At 73.0% G+C, this 16296-nt stretch carries 14 protein-coding genes; all 14 read left to right on the plus strand.

Annotation, left to right across the window (positions count from 1 at the left end):
* The first annotated feature begins 39 nt into the window (after positions 1-39).
* The 14 genes from Pma05_RS25285 (at position 40) to rpe (ending at position 16247) form a co-directional block, all read left to right on the plus strand.
* Positions 40-1314: an adenosylmethionine--8-amino-7-oxononanoate transaminase gene (locus Pma05_RS25285; RefSeq protein ID WP_203859958.1), complete on the plus strand. Its 1275-nt coding sequence runs from the start codon at positions 40-42 to the stop codon at positions 1312-1314.
* A 168-nt stretch (positions 1315-1482) separates the two neighbouring features.
* Positions 1483-2325, plus strand: a complete 843-nt coding sequence (gene pyrF / locus Pma05_RS25290; protein WP_203859959.1) for an orotidine-5'-phosphate decarboxylase — start codon at positions 1483-1485, stop codon at positions 2323-2325.
* A gap of 171 nt (positions 2326-2496) precedes the next feature.
* A complete protein-coding gene (mihF, locus tag Pma05_RS25295; RefSeq protein WP_101366727.1) occupies positions 2497-2814 on the plus strand; it encodes an integration host factor, actinobacterial type in 318 nt (105 codons plus the stop codon).
* Positions 2815-2840: 26 nt separating this feature from the next.
* A complete protein-coding gene (locus tag Pma05_RS25300; RefSeq protein WP_203859960.1) occupies positions 2841-3353 on the plus strand; it encodes a nucleoside/nucleotide kinase family protein in 513 nt (170 codons plus the stop codon).
* Between the two features lie 145 nt (positions 3354-3498).
* On the plus strand, positions 3499-3762 hold the full coding sequence (rpoZ, locus tag Pma05_RS25305) for a DNA-directed RNA polymerase subunit omega (protein ID WP_101366725.1): 264 nt from the start codon (positions 3499-3501) through the stop codon (positions 3760-3762).
* 19 nt (positions 3763-3781) lie between these two features.
* Positions 3782-4987 (plus strand): bifunctional phosphopantothenoylcysteine decarboxylase/phosphopantothenate--cysteine ligase CoaBC, encoded by a 1206-nt coding sequence (coaBC, locus tag Pma05_RS25310; protein ID WP_203859961.1) that lies wholly within the window; start codon positions 3782-3784, stop codon positions 4985-4987.
* Positions 4988-5079: 92 nt separating this feature from the next.
* Positions 5080-6273, plus strand: a complete 1194-nt coding sequence (metK, locus tag Pma05_RS25315) for a methionine adenosyltransferase (RefSeq protein WP_203859962.1) — start codon at positions 5080-5082, stop codon at positions 6271-6273.
* Positions 6274-6332: 59 nt separating this feature from the next.
* Positions 6333-8606 (plus strand): primosomal protein N', encoded by a 2274-nt coding sequence (locus Pma05_RS25320; protein WP_203859963.1) that lies wholly within the window; start codon positions 6333-6335, stop codon positions 8604-8606.
* Between the two features lie 239 nt (positions 8607-8845).
* Positions 8846-9835: an AAA family ATPase gene (locus tag Pma05_RS25325; protein ID WP_203859964.1), complete on the plus strand. Its 990-nt coding sequence runs from the start codon at positions 8846-8848 to the stop codon at positions 9833-9835.
* 181 nt (positions 9836-10016) lie between these two features.
* Positions 10017-10637: a peptide deformylase gene (def, locus tag Pma05_RS25330; protein WP_372441552.1), complete on the plus strand. Its 621-nt coding sequence runs from the start codon at positions 10017-10019 to the stop codon at positions 10635-10637.
* Positions 10638-10644: 7 nt separating this feature from the next.
* On the plus strand, positions 10645-11571 hold the full coding sequence (gene fmt, locus Pma05_RS25335; RefSeq protein WP_203859966.1) for a methionyl-tRNA formyltransferase: 927 nt from the start codon (positions 10645-10647) through the stop codon (positions 11569-11571).
* Positions 11568-13232: an RsmB/NOP family class I SAM-dependent RNA methyltransferase gene (locus tag Pma05_RS25340; RefSeq protein ID WP_239313038.1), complete on the plus strand. Its 1665-nt coding sequence runs from the start codon at positions 11568-11570 to the stop codon at positions 13230-13232. Before fmt ends, Pma05_RS25340 begins: the two co-directional genes overlap by 4 nt.
* Before the next feature lie 144 nt (positions 13233-13376).
* The gene (locus Pma05_RS25345) at positions 13377-15494 is read left to right on the plus strand and encodes a xanthine dehydrogenase family protein molybdopterin-binding subunit (RefSeq protein WP_203860056.1); all 2118 of its coding nucleotides are present in this window, start codon (positions 13377-13379) and stop codon (positions 15492-15494) included.
* A 72-nt stretch (positions 15495-15566) separates the two neighbouring features.
* The gene (rpe, locus tag Pma05_RS25350) at positions 15567-16247 is read left to right on the plus strand and encodes a ribulose-phosphate 3-epimerase (RefSeq protein ID WP_203859967.1); all 681 of its coding nucleotides are present in this window, start codon (positions 15567-15569) and stop codon (positions 16245-16247) included.
* Positions 16248-16296 lie beyond the last annotated feature (49 nt).

Genomic DNA, 16296 nt, shown 5'->3' on the forward strand with positions numbered 1-16296 from the left:
CCCGAAGGAGCCCGCCACAGCGGGATCGGAGCGGCGCTGGTGACCCCGGAGGAGATCGTCGCGGCCGACCGGGCACACGTGTGGCACCCGTACGCCCCGATGCCGGCCAGCACCGATCCCTACGTGGTGGAGAGCGCCGAGGGGGTCCGGCTGCGCCTGGCCGACGGCCGGGAACTCGTGGACGGCATGTCGTCGTGGTGGGCGGCGATCCACGGGTACCGGCATCCGGTGCTGGACGCCGCCGTCACCGACCAGCTCGGCCGGATGGGTCACGTGATGTTCGGCGGCCTGACCCACGAGCCCGCCGTCCGGCTGGCCCGCACCCTGGTCGAGATCACCCCGCCCGGGCTGGAACACGTCTTCCTCTGCGACTCCGGCTCGGTCGGGGTGGAGGTGGCGGTCAAGATGGCTCTGCAATACCAGCGGGGTCGGGGGCGCCCGGAGCGGCATCGGCTGGCCACCTGGCGGGGTGGCTACCACGGGGACACCTTCCATCCGATGAGCGTCTGCGACCCGGTCGGCGGGATGCACTCGCTCTGGACCGGCGTACTGCCCCGGCAGGTCTTCGCCGACCTGCCCCCGCCCGGCTTCACCGCCCCGGTCGACGAGGCGTACGCGACCGCGCTCGCCGACGCGCTGCACCGGCATGCCGGTGAACTCGCCGCGGTGATCGTCGAACCGGTGGTGCAGGGCGCCGGTGGGATGCGCTTCCACAACCCGCACTACCTGCGGCTGCTCCGCGACCTCTGCACCACGTACGACATCGTGCTGATCTTCGACGAGATCGCCACCGGCTTCGGTCGGACCGGCGCGCTCTTCGCGGCGGAGCACGCTCGGGTGACCCCGGACGTGATGTGTCTGGGCAAGGCGCTCACCGGCGGCTACCTGAGCCTGGCCGCCACGCTCTGTACTCCCGAGGTCGCCGAGGGCATCTCCGCGACCGGGGTGCTGGCGCACGGCCCGACGTTCATGGGGAACCCGCTTGCCTGTGCGGTCGCAAACGCCTCCATCGGGCTGCTGGAGGCCGGAAACTGGGCGGCGGACGTGCCGAGGATCTCCGCCGGGCTCTCGGCCGGTCTGGCGCCGTTACGGGGCGCCCCGGGGGTGGCCGACGTCCGGGTGCTGGGCGCGATCGGCGTGGTGCAGCTCGACCATGACGTGAAGATGGCGGCGGCGACCGAGGCCGCGGCGGCGTACGGGGTCTGGCTGCGCCCGTTCCGGGACCTGGTCTACACGATGCCGCCGTACGTCACCGGGGACGAGGACCTGGCCCGGATCTGTACGGCGATCGGCGCGGCCGTGGCGGCCGGCTGACCGGACGCGCCGATGTCCCCGGGGAGAGTCCGGCAGAGCCGACGCCGGCCCCCCGTGCGGCGGACCCGCCGGACGGCACGCCGGGCGGGGCACGCGCGGATCGATGACGTGACAGGTGGTGCCGGCGACATGACAGAGAGTCGTGGCGTCGGTGGAGAGGAGAGGCGAATGGAGACCTTCGGCAGCCGGTTGCACCGGGCGATGGCGGAGCGCGGACCGCTCTGCGTCGGCATCGATCCCCATCCCGCGCTACTGGCCCGGTGGGGCCTGTCCGACGACGTCGACGGGGTGGCCCGGTTCAGTGAGACCGTGGTCGAGGCGCTCGGCGAGCGGGTCGCGGTCGTCAAGCCGCAGTCGGCATTTTTCGAGCGGTTCGGGTCGCGCGGGGTCGGCGTACTTGAGTCAATTATCCGACAGTTGCGGGGCACGGGAGCGCTCGTTCTGCTTGACGTCAAGCGCGGCGACATCGGCTCGACGGTCGCCGCGTACGCCGACGCGTACCTCGATCCATCCAGCCCGATGTATGTCGACGCGGTCACCGCGAGCCCCTTCCTGGGGGTCGGCTCGCTCGCTCCGATGTTCGACACGGCGCGCAAGCACGGCGGCGGCGTCTTCGTGCTGGCGCTCACCTCCAACCCCGAGGGCGCCAGCGTCCAGCGCGCCGTCGGCGCGGACGGGCGCACCGTCGCGCAAACGATCATCGAAGAGATTTCGCAGCTCAACGCGGGTGCGGAGCCGCTCGGCAGCTTCGGGCTGGTGGTCGGCGCCACCGTCGGCGAGACCGGACACGACCTCTCCGGGGTGGGCGGTCCGCTGCTCGCTCCGGGCCTCGGCGCGCAGGGCGGACGCGCCGACGACCTGCGTACGGTCTTCGGGAACGAGCTGTCGTCGGTGCTTCCGTCGTACTCCCGGGAGGTGCTCGGCGCGGGCCCCGATCACGCCGCGTTGCGCGCCGCGGCGGACCGGGCGCTGGCCGATTGTCGGGCCGCGCTGACCGCTGCCGGTCAGTGATCTCGTGGTTACGTTGACATGATCATGGCGTGCCCACGTTGCCGAAAGCTCCGTTGGCCGCTAGTTTTCCCCGCGCTGGGAACCACGTACCCCTTTGGTTGCCAGGCACACCACGTTTCACAGATGCGACGGCGCGTCCCGCCCGTCGCGATAGGGACCTGAGGAGAACTGGTGCCGCTCCCCCAACTGAGCCCCGAACAGCGCGCAGCCGCGCTGGAGAAGGCCGCGGAGATCCGCAAGGCCAGGGCGAAGCTCAAGGAAGAGCTCAAGCAGGGCAAGACCAACCTCGCCGCCGTCCTCGACCGTGCGGAGTCGGACGACGTCGTCGGCAAGCTGAAGGTATCGGCCGTACTTCAGGCCATGCCGGGAATCGGCAAGATCCGGGCCACCCAGATCATGGAGAAGCTCAAGATCGCCGACAGCCGTCGCCTCCGTGGCCTCGGCGAGCAGCAGCGCAAGGCACTGCTTGGGGAATTCTCGGCGAACTAGTTCCACTCGCCGTGTAGAAACAAGCAGTGGGTACGCATGACGATGTCCGCCCAGCGGCTCGTCTCACGGTCCTTGCCGGTCCCTCCGGGGCCGGCAAGGACAGCGTGACGGAACTTGTCCGGGCCCGATCGCCGGAGTTGTGGCTCTCGGTCCCGGTGACCACCCGGCCCCGTCGGCGGTACGAGATCGACGGGGTGCACTATCGCTTCGTCGACCCGGTCGAATTCGGCCGACTACTCGACGACGGACAGTTGCTGGAGTGGTCGGAAATTGGCGTCCACCGGTACGGGACGCCACGCGAGCCGGTGCGGATCCGGTTGTCGGCCGGCCAGCCGGTGCTGCTCCCGATCGACCTGCGCGGCGCCCGCCAGGTGCGGGCGGCGATGCCGGAGGCGCGGCTGGTCTTCCTCGCCCCGACCCGGCTGGACGCCCGGGCGGCCGGTCGGGAATTCGACGCCACGGTCGTGAACGACGTGCTCGGGCGCGCCGCGGATGAACTGGTAAGCTTGCTCGGTTCGTCCTTTCTGACGCCGACCTGAGGTGCCGACGCGGGCCACCGCCCCGAGCGCTGCCGACCCGGTCGACGCGGATTCGAGTCGGGCACAGACCTGAGGTCAACTACAGACGCCAACTCCGACCTGACCGCCGCGCCCGGCGGTCGAGAAGACACCGAGGTTTATCTCCGTGGGATCCATCGCCAGTCCCGAAGGCATCACCAACCCGCCGATCGACGAGCTGCTCGAGAAGACCACCTCGAAGTACGCTCTGGTGATTTTCGCCGCCAAGCGCGCCCGCCAGGTGAACGCCTACTACAGCCAGCTCGGCGAGGGCCTGCTGGAATACGTCGGCCCGCTGGTGGAGACCACCCCGCAGGAGAAGCCGCTCTCGATCGCGATGCGGGAGATCAACGCCGGTCTGCTCACCGCCGAGCCGACCGACCAGCCGTAGGGTCGTCCGGGCGTCGGCGATGACCGCTGTCGTACTCGGGGTGGGCGGTGGCATCGCCGCCTACAAGACCTGCGAGCTGCTCCGGCTCCTCACCGAGTCGGGGCACCGGGTCCGGGTCGTGCCCACCGCCTCCGCGCTGCGCTTCGTCGGCGCGCCGACCTGGGCGGCGCTGAGCGGCCAGCCGGTCGCCGACGAGGTCTGGGCCGACGTGCACGAGGTGCCGCACGTACGCCTCGGTCAGGCCGCCGACCTGGTGGTCGTCGCCCCGGCAACGGCCGACCTGCTGGCCAAGGCCGCGCACGGCCTCGCCGACGACCTGCTCACCAACACGCTGCTGACCGCCCGCTGCCCGGTGGTGCTCGCTCCGGCGATGCACACCGAGATGTGGGAGCACCCGGCGACGGTGGAGAACGTCGCGACGCTGCGCCGCCGCGGTGTCCTGGTGATCGAGCCGGCGAGCGGCCGGCTGACCGGTGCCGACACCGGCAAGGGCCGGCTGCCCGACCCGGCCGAGATCTTCGCGGTGGCCCGCCGGGTGCTCGCCCGCGGCGTCGCCGAGCCCCGGGACCTGGTCGGCCGCCGGGTGGTGGTCACCGCCGGTGGCACCCGCGAGCCGCTGGACCCGGTGCGGTTCCTCGGCAACCGGTCGTCGGGCAAGCAGGGCTACGCGTTCGCCCGGACGGCGGTGGCCCGGGGCGCCCAGGTGACGGTGGTCGCCGCGAACGTGGCGCTGCCGGACCCGGCCGGGGCGGACGTGGTCCGGGTCTCGACCACCGAGGAGCTGCGCAAGGCCACCCTGGAGGCGGCCGAGACGGCCGACGCCGTGGTGATGGCGGCGGCACCGGCCGACTTCCGGCCGGCGACCTACGCCCCCGACAAGATCAAGAAGTCGGACCGGGGCAGCACGCTCACCGTCGACCTGGTCGCCAACCCCGACATCGCCGCCGAGCTGGGCGAGCGCCGACGGCCGGACCAGGTGCTGGTCGCCTTCGCGGCCGAGACCAGCGACGCCGAGACGAACGCCCGGGCCAAGCTGGCCCGCAAGCGCGCCGACCTGATCGTGGTCAACGAGGTCGGGCCGGACAAGGTCTTCGGTGCCGACCGCAACACCGCCGTCGTACTCGGCGCTGACGGTTCGACGACAGCGTTTCCCGAGCAATCCAAGGAAGATCTCGCCGACGGCGTCTGGGATCTGGTAGTAACGCGCTTAACCGGCCTGTCATGACCGGGTAGCACGCTTACCCGGGCAAGGTCAGGGGACCAGGCGGCCGTGACTACACTGCCGCGTTAACTGAATTCGAGATCTTTAGGAGCACCGTGGTACGTCGCTTGTTCACCTCGGAGTCGGTCACGGAAGGCCACCCGGACAAGATCGCTGACCAGATCAGCGACGGCATCCTCGACGCGCTGCTGGACCAGGACCCGCGTAGCCGGGTCGCGGTCGAAACTCTCATCACGACCGGCCAGGTGCACGTCGCGGGCGAGGTGACCACGAAGGCGTACGCCGACATCCCGGCGATCGTCCGCGAGACGATCCTCGGCATCGGCTACGACTCGTCGAAGAAGGGCTTCGACGGCGCCTCCTGCGGTGTCAGCGTGTCGATCGGTTCGCAGTCGCCGGACATCGCCCAGGGTGTGGACAGCGCCATCGAGCTGCGCTCCGGCTCGTCGGAGAGCGCGCTGGACGCCCAGGGCGCCGGTGACCAGGGCATGATGTTCGGCTTCGCCTGCTCCGAGACGCCCGAGCTGATGCCGCTGCCGATCGCCCTGGCGCACCGGCTGGCCCGCCGGCTCTCCGCCACCCGCAAGGACGGCACGATTCCCTACCTGCGGCCGGACGGCAAGACCCAGGTCACCATCGAATACGACGGGCTGCGCCCGGTCCGGCTCGACACGGTCGTGGTCTCCAGCCAGCACGCCGCCGACATCTCGCTGGAGTCGCTGCTCGCCCCGGACATCCGCGAGCACGTCATCGCGCCGGAGCTGGAGGAGCTGGGCCTCGACATCGACGGCTACCGGCTGCTGGTCAACCCGACCGGCCGGTTCGAGATCGGCGGCCCGATGGGCGACGCCGGACTGACCGGTCGCAAGATCATCGTCGACACCTACGGCGGGTACGCCCGGCACGGTGGTGGGGCGTTCTCCGGCAAGGACCCGTCCAAGGTCGACCGCTCGGCGGCGTACGCGACCCGCTGGGTGGCGAAGAACGTGGTGGCCGCCGGGCTGGCCGAGCGCTGCGAGGTCCAGGTCGCGTACGCGATCGGCAAGGCGCACCCGGTGAGCCTCTTCATCGAGACCTTCGGCACCGAGAACGTAGCGGTGGACCGGATCGAGCACGCGGTCGGCGAGGTCTTCGACCTCCGTCCGGCGGCGATCATCCGGGACCTGCACCTGCTCCGCCCGATCTACCGGCAGACCGCCGCGTACGGCCACTTCGGCCGTGAGCTGCCCGACCTGACCTGGGAGAACACGGACCGCGCCGCCGACCTCAAGTCGGCCGCGGGAGCCTGACCACCAGCAAGCGCAGCGACCGGCAGCCCGCGCCCGGGCTGCCGGTCGCTCGCGTCTGCGTGGACGTTCCGCTGGCCCACCTGGACCGGCCCTTCGACTACCTGGTCCCGGCCGAACTGGCCGAGCAGGCCCGGCCGGGTACCCGGGTCCGGGTGCGCTTCGCCGGCCAGTTGGTCGACGGCTGGCTGCTGGACCGGGCCGAACTCTCCGCGCACGACGGCCGGCTGAGCTACCTGGAGCGGCTGGTCTCGCCCGAGCCGGTGCTGACCCCGGAGATCGCCCGGCTGGCCCGGGCGGTCGCCGACCGGTACGCCGGCAACCTCGCCGACGTGCTGCGGCTGGCCGTCCCGCCCCGGCACGCCCGGGTCGAGCGCGAAACCGCCCCGCCCGGCCCGGACACTTCGCCCGCCCCGGACACCGCACCCGAGCAGCCGTTGGCGGCGGAAGCAGCGGTGGAAGCAGCGACGGGATCGGGGACGGAGCCGGCGGAGAACGCGCCCGGGCCGGTCGCCGACACCGCCGTCGACGTCGCGTCGGTGCCGGTCGCCGACCTTGATCCCGAACCCGGCATCGGGTCAGCGCCGATCGCCAAAGCCGACGCCGACGCCGATACCGGCATCGCCAACGGGTCGGTGCCGGTCGCCGAGTCCGACCCCGGCCCTGCGTCTGTGCCGATCGCCGGAGCCGACGCCGAGACCGGTACCGATACCGGCATCGGGTCGGTGGCCGAGACAACTGGTCCGGCGCCGGGTGGTGAGGTCGGGGCGATCGCGAGCGGGTCGGTCGAGGCGGGCTGGCGGAGCTATCCGGCCGGACCGGGGTTCCTGCGGGCCCTGGCCGACGGCCGGGCGCCCCGGGCGGTCTGGTCGGCGCTGCCCGGCGAGGACTGGGCGACCCGGTTCGCCGAGGCGGCGGCGGCGACCGTACGGAGTGGCCGGGGCGTGGTGGCGGTGGTGGCCGACGCCCGGGACCTGGAACGGCTCGACGCCGCGCTGACCGGGCTGCTCGGTACCGGGCGGCACGTGGCGCTCTCCGCGGCCCTCGGGCCGGCCCGGCGGTACCGGGCGTTCCTGGCCGCCTGTCGGGGACGGGTGCCGGTGGTGATCGGTACCCGGGCCGCGAGTTTCGCCCCGGTCGACGGCCTCGGCCTGGTGGCGATCTGGGACGACGGGGACGACCTGCACGCCGAGCCCCGGGCGCCGTACCCGCACGCCCGGGAGGTGCTGCTCACCCGGGCGCAGCTCGGTGACGCGGCGGTGCTGGTCGGCGGGTACGCCCGGACCGCCGAGTCGCGGTTGCTGGTCGAGACGGGCTGGGCGAAGGAGATCGTGGCGGACCGGTCGACGCTGCGGGCGCGTACCCCGAGGATCACGCCGACCGGTGACGACCCGCAGTTGGCCCGCGATCCCGCCGCGGCCTCGGCCCGGCTGCCGAGCCTGGCCTGGGATGCGGCCCGGGCGGCGCTGAAGGCCGACGCGCCGGTGTTGGTGCAGGTGCCCCGGCGCGGCTACCTGCCGGCGGTGGCCTGCGCCGAGTGCCGGGCGCCGGCCCGCTGCCCGCACTGCTCCGGTCCGCTGTCCCTGCGCTCGGCCAGCGCCACTCCCACCTGCCGGTGGTGCGCCCGGGTGACCGCCGGGTACGCCTGCCCGCACTGCGGTGGGCGGCGGCTCCGGGCGGCGGTGGTGGGTGCCCGGCGTACCGCCGAGGAGCTGGGCCGGGCGTTTCCCGGCGTGCCGGTGCGGACCTCGGGACGGGAGGAGGTGCTGCGTTCGGCGCCCGGCGACGCGGGCCTGGTGATCGCGACGCCGGGAGCCGAGCCGGTGGCCGACGGCGGTTACGGCGCGGTGCTGCTGCTGGACTCCTGGGCGCTGCTGACCCGGGCCGACCTGCGGGCCGGCGAGGAGGCGCTGCGTCGCTGGCTGGCGGCGGCGGCGCTGGCCCGGCCGGGTCCGGCCGGTGGCCGGGTGGTGGTGGTCGCGGACGGGTCGCTGGCGCCGGTGCAGGCGCTGCTGCGCTGGGATCCGGGCTGGTTCGCCGGCCGGGAGCTGGCCGAGCGGCGCGAGCTGGGCTTTCCGCCGGCCGCCCGGATGGCCAGCCTGACCGGGGTGGCGGCGGCGGTGACCGAGCTGCTCGACGAGGCCCGGCTGCCGCCGGCCGCCGAGGTGCTCGGCCCGGTACCGGCCCCGGACGGTCAGCAGCGGATGCTGGTCCGGGTGCCCCGGTCCCAGGCCGCGGCCCTGGCCGCCGCCCTGCACGAGGCGACGGCGCTCCGGACGGCCCGCAAGGCCGGCCAGCCGGTGCGGATCCAGGTCGATCCGCAGGACATCTTCTGACAGGTGCCGGCCGATTCTGACCGGGTACCGACGGAGAGTCCGACACGGAGCGTTGTTTCGACTACCGTCCGCAGTGGGTATCTGGAGCCGACGCACTCAGAGTCCGACCTGTGGTCGGGGATCCGGGTGATACCATCGCCCCTCATGCTCCACGCGTGTGGCGTGACGGAGAGTGACCGCGCCGGTTCGGCGTTCAAGCTATTGATCTTGAGCAACCTGGGATCAGGGGTGGGTAGGTCGTGACCGGTCGTCAGTCGATCGTCCTGAACGGTGACCTTGGCAGCGGCAAGAGCACCGTCTCCATCGAGCTGGCCAAGCGGCTCGGCCTGCGCCGGGTCAGCGTGGGTGACCTCTATCGGGAGATGGCCCAGCAGCGGCAGATGACCGCGCTCCAGCTCAACCTGCACGCCGAGCTGGACCAGGCGGTCGACGGCTACGTCGACCAGCTCCAGCAGGACATCGCCGACTCCGGCGAGCAGCTCATCGTCGACAGCCGGCTCGCCTGGCACTTCTTCACACACGCGCTCAAGATCCATATGATCACCGAGCCGACCGAGGCGGCCCGCCGGGTGCTCGCCCGGCCGTCCGGGCCGGCGGAGAGCTACACCTCGATCGAGGAGGCCCGGGCCAAGCTGCACGAGCGCAGCGAGAGCGAGCGGAACCGCTTCCTCGTCCGGTACGGCGTCGACAAGGCGAAGCTGCGCAACTACGACCTGATCTGCGACAGCACCAAGGCGTCGGCGGAGGAGGTGGTCGCGCACGTCATCGCCGCCTACGAGGGCTCCTTCGGCCAGCGGATCCTGCGCGACTCCCCGCCGCTGCTGCTGCTCGACCCGGCCCGGATCTATCCCACCCAGGAGATCCAGGCGCTGCGCGGCCTCTGGGAGACGGAGTCCGACTTCGTCGCCCAGATCGGGCAGGCCGGCGAGGAGGCGCTGGAGCCGCTGCGGATCGGCTACACCGGCGAGAAGTTCTTCGTGGTCGACGGGCACCGGCGGCTCAGCGCGGCGCTGCGCAACGGCTTCAAGCTGGTGCCGGGGCAACTCGTCGCCGAGTGCGACGAGCAGGTGGTCGGCGGGCTCAGCGCCATCGAATACTTCCGGTCCGAGGTCGGGCTGAGCGTGATCTACGACTGGGACGCCGCGCACGGCACGCAGCTCCCGCTCCCCGAGCACATCCTCGAGCGCACCGACGCCGTACTGGCCGGCGAGCCGGGCACCCAGCCCTGACCCGTCGTAGTAGCGCCCGGCAACCGCCGCGTCCCACCGGTCGATCCCGGGGCACACCGTGACCGATGTCACGGCCGGCCCGCGTCGCACCCTCGCTGGACCGGCGCGCCGGTCGTCGCCCCGGTGCGCCCGTAGACTGGGTACGGCACCACCGAATCCATCCGTGAAGGAGCAGTCCCGCGTGACCGTCCAGCCCATCCGTCTGTTCGGGGACCCGGTGCTGCGCACCCCGGCCGAACCGGTCGTCGACTTCGACGCCGAGCTGCGCAAACTGGTCGCCGACCTGACCGACACGATGCGCGAGCAGAACGGTGCCGGCCTCGCCGCGCCGCAGCTCGGCGTGGGGCTGCGGGTGTTCGCCTTCGAGGTCGACGACGTGCTCGGGCACCTGGTCAACCCGCTGCTGGAGTTCCCCGACGAGGACGAGCAGGACGGTCCGGAGGGCTGCCTCTCCATCCCCGGGCTCTACTTCGACACCAAGCGCCGGCTCAACGTGGTCGCCAAGGGCTTCAACGAGTACGGCGACCCGGTGCAGATCGTCGGCACCGGCCTGATGGCCCGGTGCGTGCAGCACGAGACCGACCACCTCGACGGAGTGCTCTTCCTCGACCGGCTCGACGCCGAGGGGCGCAAGGAGGCGATGAAGGCGATCCGGCAGGCGGAGTGGTATTCCCAGGACGCCCCGCCGGTGGTCAAGGTCAGCCCGCACGACCCGCCGGCCAACCGGCGCCAGGGACTCGGCGCCAAGCTGGGGCTGGGCGGCTCGGACCGCTCCGCCAACCCGTTCGGTCTGGGTCGGTGACCGCCCGGTGCGCCTGATCTTCGCCGGTACGCCGGCCGTCGCCCTGCCCAGCCTGGACGCCATCGCCGGCTCCGGGCACGAACTGCTGGCCGTGGTGACCCGGCCGGACGCCCCGGCCGGTCGGGGCCGGGGACTGGCCCGGTCACCCGTCGGCGCCTGGGCCGACGAGCGGGGCATCGAGGTGCTGACCCCGGCCAGGCCCCGGGAGCCGGAGTTCCTCGACCGGCTGCGCCAACTCGCCCCGGAGTGCGTACCGGTGGTCGCCTATGGCGCGCTGGTGCCGCCGGATGCGCTGGGGATCCCCGCGTACGGCTGGGTCAACCTGCACTTCTCGCTGCTGCCCGCCTGGCGGGGCGCCGCACCGGTGCAGCACGCGGTGCTGCACGGCGACCAGGTCACCGGCGCCAGCGTCTTCCAACTGGAGGCCGGGCTGGACACCGGACCGGTCTTCGGCACCGTGACTGAGGAGATCCGGCCGGCCGACACCGCCGGTGACCTGCTGGAGCGCCTCGCCGACAGCGGCGCCGGGCTGCTGGTGACCGTGCTCGACGCGATCGGCCAGGGCACCGTGCGGGCGGTGCCGCAGCCCGCCGACGGGGTCTCGCTGGCGCCGAAGCTGACCGTCGCCGATGGTGAGGTCCGCTGGTCGGAACCGTCCTTCGCGGTGGACCGGCGGATCCGCGCCGCCACCCCGGCACCCGGTGCCTGGACCGAGTTCCGTGGCGACCGGGTCAAGCTCGGCCCGGTGCGGCCGGTCGGCGACGCACCCGAACTCAAGCCGGGCGAGTTGCTGGTCGAGCGCGGCCGGGTGCTGGCCGGTACCGCCAGCACACCTGTGGAGTTGGGCGAGGTGCGCGCGGCCGGCAAACGCGCGATGCCGGCAACGGACTGGGCCCGGGGCGTCCGGGTCGCCGGTGGGGAGCAGTTCGGATGAGCGACCGTACCGGACAGGTCGGCGGCACCGCACGGGCCGGAGCCGACCGGAGCCACGACGACCGTACACAGGGCGGCGCCGACCGCCGGCACGACGACCGCCGCCGCGACGACCGCCGGCACGACGGTCAGCGACGTGACGATCAGCGACGCGACGACCGGGGGCGTAGCGGTCAGGGCGGTGTCGATCGGGGCCGGGCACGGGACGGTGTCGATCGTGGCCGGGCGCGGGACGGGGCTGACCGGGGTGGCCGGGGCGGCGACCGGCGGGACCGGGACGGGCGGTCGGCCCGACCGGGGCGGCCGGCGGTGGACCTGCCCCGACAGGCGGCGTACGAGGCGATCGAGGCGGTGCACCGGGACGACGCGTACGCGAACCTGGTCCTGCCGGGCATCCTGCGCGACCGGCGGCTGCACGGCCGGGACGCGGCCTTCGCCACCGAACTGACCTACGGCACGCTGCGGGTCCGGGGCACCCTGGACGCGATCCTCACCGCCGCCGCCGGCCGGGACGTCGCCCGGATCGACCCGCAGCCCCGGGACGCGCTGCGGCTCGGCGCCTACCAACTCCTCTACACCCGGGTCCCGGCGCACGCCGCCGTCTCCTCGACGGTCGACCTGGTCCGGTCCCTCGCCCCGGGTGCGTCCGGGTTCGCCAACGCGGTGCTGCGGGAGGTCGCCGGCAAGGACGTCGACACCTGGCTGACCGAGCTGGCCCCGTCGGCCGAGAGCGACCCGGTCGGGCACCTGGCACTCACCTACAGCCATCCGGAGTGGATCGTGCGGGCCTTCTCCGAGGCGCTCGGCGGAGACCTGGGGGAGACCACCCGGCTGCTGATCGAGGACAACCAGCGACCACCGGTGCACCTCTGCGCCCGCCCGGGTCGGGCGGACGCGGTCGAGGTCGCCGACGAGGTGGGCGGGGCGCCGGGCGCCTTCTCGCCGTACGCGGTCTATCTGGCCGGCGGTGCCCCGGGCGAGTTGGCCGTAATCGCCGAGGGGCGGGCGCACGTCCAGGACGAGGGCTCCCAACTGGTGGCCGCCGCGCTCGCCGCCGCCGAGGTCGACGGCACCGACGAGCGGTGGCTGGACCTCTGTGCCGGGCCGGGCGGCAAGGCCGGGCTGCTCGGCGCGCTGGCCGCCCAGCGGGGCGCCCGGCTCACCGCCGTGGAGGTGGCCGAGCACCGGGCCCGGCTGGTCTCCCAGGCCGTACGCGGGCTGCCGGTGACCGTGCTGACCACCGACGGACGTACCGTCGGGCGCGACCAGGACCTGCCGGAGAACACCTTCGACCGGGTACTCGTCGACGCGCCCTGCACCGGTCTCGGCTCGCTGCGGCGGCGTCCGGAGTCCCGCTGGCGCCGCCAGCCCTCCGACCTGCCGGCGCTGACCCGGTTGCAGCGGGAACTGCTCGGCGCCGCGCTCCGGGCGGTCCGCCCCGGCGGGGTGGTGGCATACGTGACCTGCTCGCCGCACGTGGTGGAGACGCACGTCTCGGTGACCGAGGCGGCGCGGCGCTCCGGCGTACCTGTCGACTTCGTCGACGCCCGTCCGCTGCTGCCGGCCGGCATGCCCGGCCTCGGCGACGGCCCGACCGTGCAGCTCTGGCCGCACCGGCACGGCACCGACGCGATGTTCCTGGCGGTACTGCGCCGGGGCTGAGCACCCGGCACACCGAGCTGGGCGGGCCCCGACCGTGGTGCCCGGCCGGATCCAGGTGAAGGCACCGGCGAGGTATCTGTCGGCACTTCCACCGAAGCGGGTGGGCGGGGACAGTTCCTTACATACATTGCAGGTGTGGACGGGATGACGCTGCCGGTCCGGGCCATCGGCACTCCGCTGGACAGGTTCGACGGGCCGGCGAAGGTCACCGGGACCGCCCGGTACGCCTTCGAGCACCCCGTCGACCGCCCGGCGTACCTGTTTCCGGTGCAGGCGACCGTCGCGGTGGGACGGATCGTCGCCGTGCACACCGAGCCGGCGTCGCGCGAACCGGGTGTGCTGGCCGTGCTGACGCCCGAGAACGCGCCCCGGGTCGCCTCGTTCGACGACCCCGAGGTGGTGATCCTCCAGAACCACGAGGTGGCGTACCGGGGGCAGTTCGTCGCCGCCGCGGTGGCGGAGACCTCGGAGGCCGCCCGCCGGGCCGCCGAGCTGGTCCGGGTCGACTACCAGGCCGGCCCGCACGACGTCGAACTGCGGGCCGACCACCCGGACCGGTACGCCCCGGAGGTGATGAACGGCGGGTTCGCCACCGACAGTCTGCGCGGCAACCCGGAGGCGGCGCTCGCCGACGCGGCGGTACGCCTGGACGCCACCTACACCACCCCGTGGTATCAGCACGCCCAGTTGGAGCCGCACTCGACGATCGCCCGCTGGGCCGACGGCCGGCTCACCCTGCACGTGGCCAGCCAGGGCGTGCACCGGCTGCGGGAGTCGCTGGCCACGCTCTTCGGACTCGACCCGGAGCGGATCCGGGTGATCTCGCCACACGTCGGCGGCGCGTTCGGCGGCAAGCTGCACACCCATCCCGACGTCGTGCTCGCGGTGCTGGGCGCGCTCGCCGTGCCCGGCCGTCCGGTGAAGCTCGCGCTCACCCGGCAGCAGATGTTCTCCCAGGTCGGCTACCGCACCCCGACGGTCCAGCGGGTCCGGCTCGGTGCCGGGCCGGACGGCCGGCTGGTCGCGGTCAGCCACGAGGTGGTGCAGCAGACCGCCCGACACAAGGAGTTCGCCGAGCAGACCGCCACGCCGACCCGGGTGATGTACGCGGCGCCGCACCGCAGTACCACGCACCGGCTGGTCCGGCTCGACGTGCCGGTGCCGACGATCATGCGCGCCCCGGGCAAGACCCCGGGGATGTACGCGCTGGAGTCGGCGATGGACGAGATGGCGATCGCCTGCGGGCAGGACCCGGTCGAGTTCCGGATCGCCAACGAGCCGCCGCTCGATCCCGAACTCGACCGCCCGTTCTCCACCCGCAACCTGGTCGGCTGCCTGCGCGACGGTGCCCGCCGGTTCGGCTGGGCCGGCCGGGACCCGACTCCCGGGGTACGGCGGGCGGCGGGCGGCTGGCTGGTCGGCACCGGAGTGGCCGCCTCGATGTACCCGGTCTACCGGCTGCCGGGTTCCTCGGCGACGATCCGGCTGGAGCCGGACGGCCGGTACACCGTGTCGATCGGTGCCGCCGACCTCGGTACCGGCACCTGGACCGCGCTGACCCAGGTCGCGGCGGACGCGCTGGGCGTACTGGTGGACCGGATCGTGCTGCGGATCGGCGACACGGACCTGCCGGCGGCGATGGCGGCCGGCGGTTCGTCCGGGATGACCTCGTGGGGTAGCGCGGTGGTCGAGGCCGCCGGCCGGCTGCGGGCCCGGCTGGCCGCCGAGCAGCACGACCCGGTGCCGGCGGACGGCATCGAGGCCAGCGCCGAGATGCCGCCGAACCCACACCGGGAACACTTCTCGATGTACGCCTTCGGCGCGCAGTTCGCCGAGGTCCGGGTGCACGAGGCGACCGGGGAGGTACGGGTGCCCCGGCTGCTCGGTGTCTTCGCCGCCGGCCGGATCATCAACCCGAAGACGGGCCGTTCCCAACTGCTCGGCGGGATGACGATGGGGTTGTCGATGGCGCTGCACGAGCGGTGCGTACTCGATCCCCGGTTCGGTCACGTCGTCAACCACGACCTCGCCGAATACCACATCGCGACGAACGCCGACGTCGGCCGCGTCGAGGTGCACACGCTCGTCGAGGACGACCCGTACGTCAACCCGATGGGCTCGAAGGGCATCGGTGAGCTGGGCATCGTCGGTACCGCCGCGGCGATAGCCAACGCCGTGCAGCACGCCACCGGGGTACGCGTCCGCGACCTGCCGATCACTCCAGACCGGTTCTTCGTCGGCGCGACCTCGGTCCGGGGCTGACCGCCCGGCAGGCATGACCGTCGGCCGAGGGTGACGAGCGCCCGGGGTGGCCGGCATTCGTACACTGGCGCGGTGACCGTACCAGCGCCGATCGTCGCGCCCAGCATCCTCGCCGCAGACTTCGCCCGGCTCGCCGACGAGGTGCAGGCGGTGGAGTCCACGGCGGACTGGCTGCACGTCGATGTGATGGACAACCACTTCGTGCCCAACCTGACGATCGGGCTGCCGGTGGTGCAGAGCCTGCTGGCCGCGACCGCGCTGCCGTTCGACGTACATCTGATGATCGAGGAACCGCGGCGGTGGGCGCCGAGCTACGCGGACGCCGGGGCGTACAACGTGACGTTCCATGCCGAGGCGTGCGACAACCCGGTCTCGCTGGCCAAGGACCTCCGCTCGGCGGGGGCGAAGGCCGGGTTGGCGATCGACCGGGACACTCCGATCGAACCGTACCTTGACCTGTTGCCCAGCTTCGATACATTGCTGATCATGACTATCAAGGCGGGCTTCGGGGGGCAGCGGTTCATCCCCGAACTGCTCGACAAGGTCCGTACCGCCCGCCGGCACGCCAGCGCCGGCCACCTCGAACTGCGGATCGAGGTCGACGGCGGCATCGCGGCCGACACCATCGAGCAGGCGGCGGCGGCCGGCGCGGACGCCTTCGTCGCCGGCACCGCCGTCTACGGCGCGGCGGACCCGGCCACGGCCGTGACCCAACTGCGGCGGCTCGCCGAGCGCGCCGCACCGAGACCGTGAGCGAGCGCAGCGAGCGAACCAGTCAGCTCAGTGCGGTTGTGCCTCATGG

The organism is Plantactinospora mayteni (assembly GCF_016862935.1).
GTDB lineage: Bacteria > Actinomycetota > Actinomycetes > Mycobacteriales > Micromonosporaceae > Plantactinospora > Plantactinospora mayteni.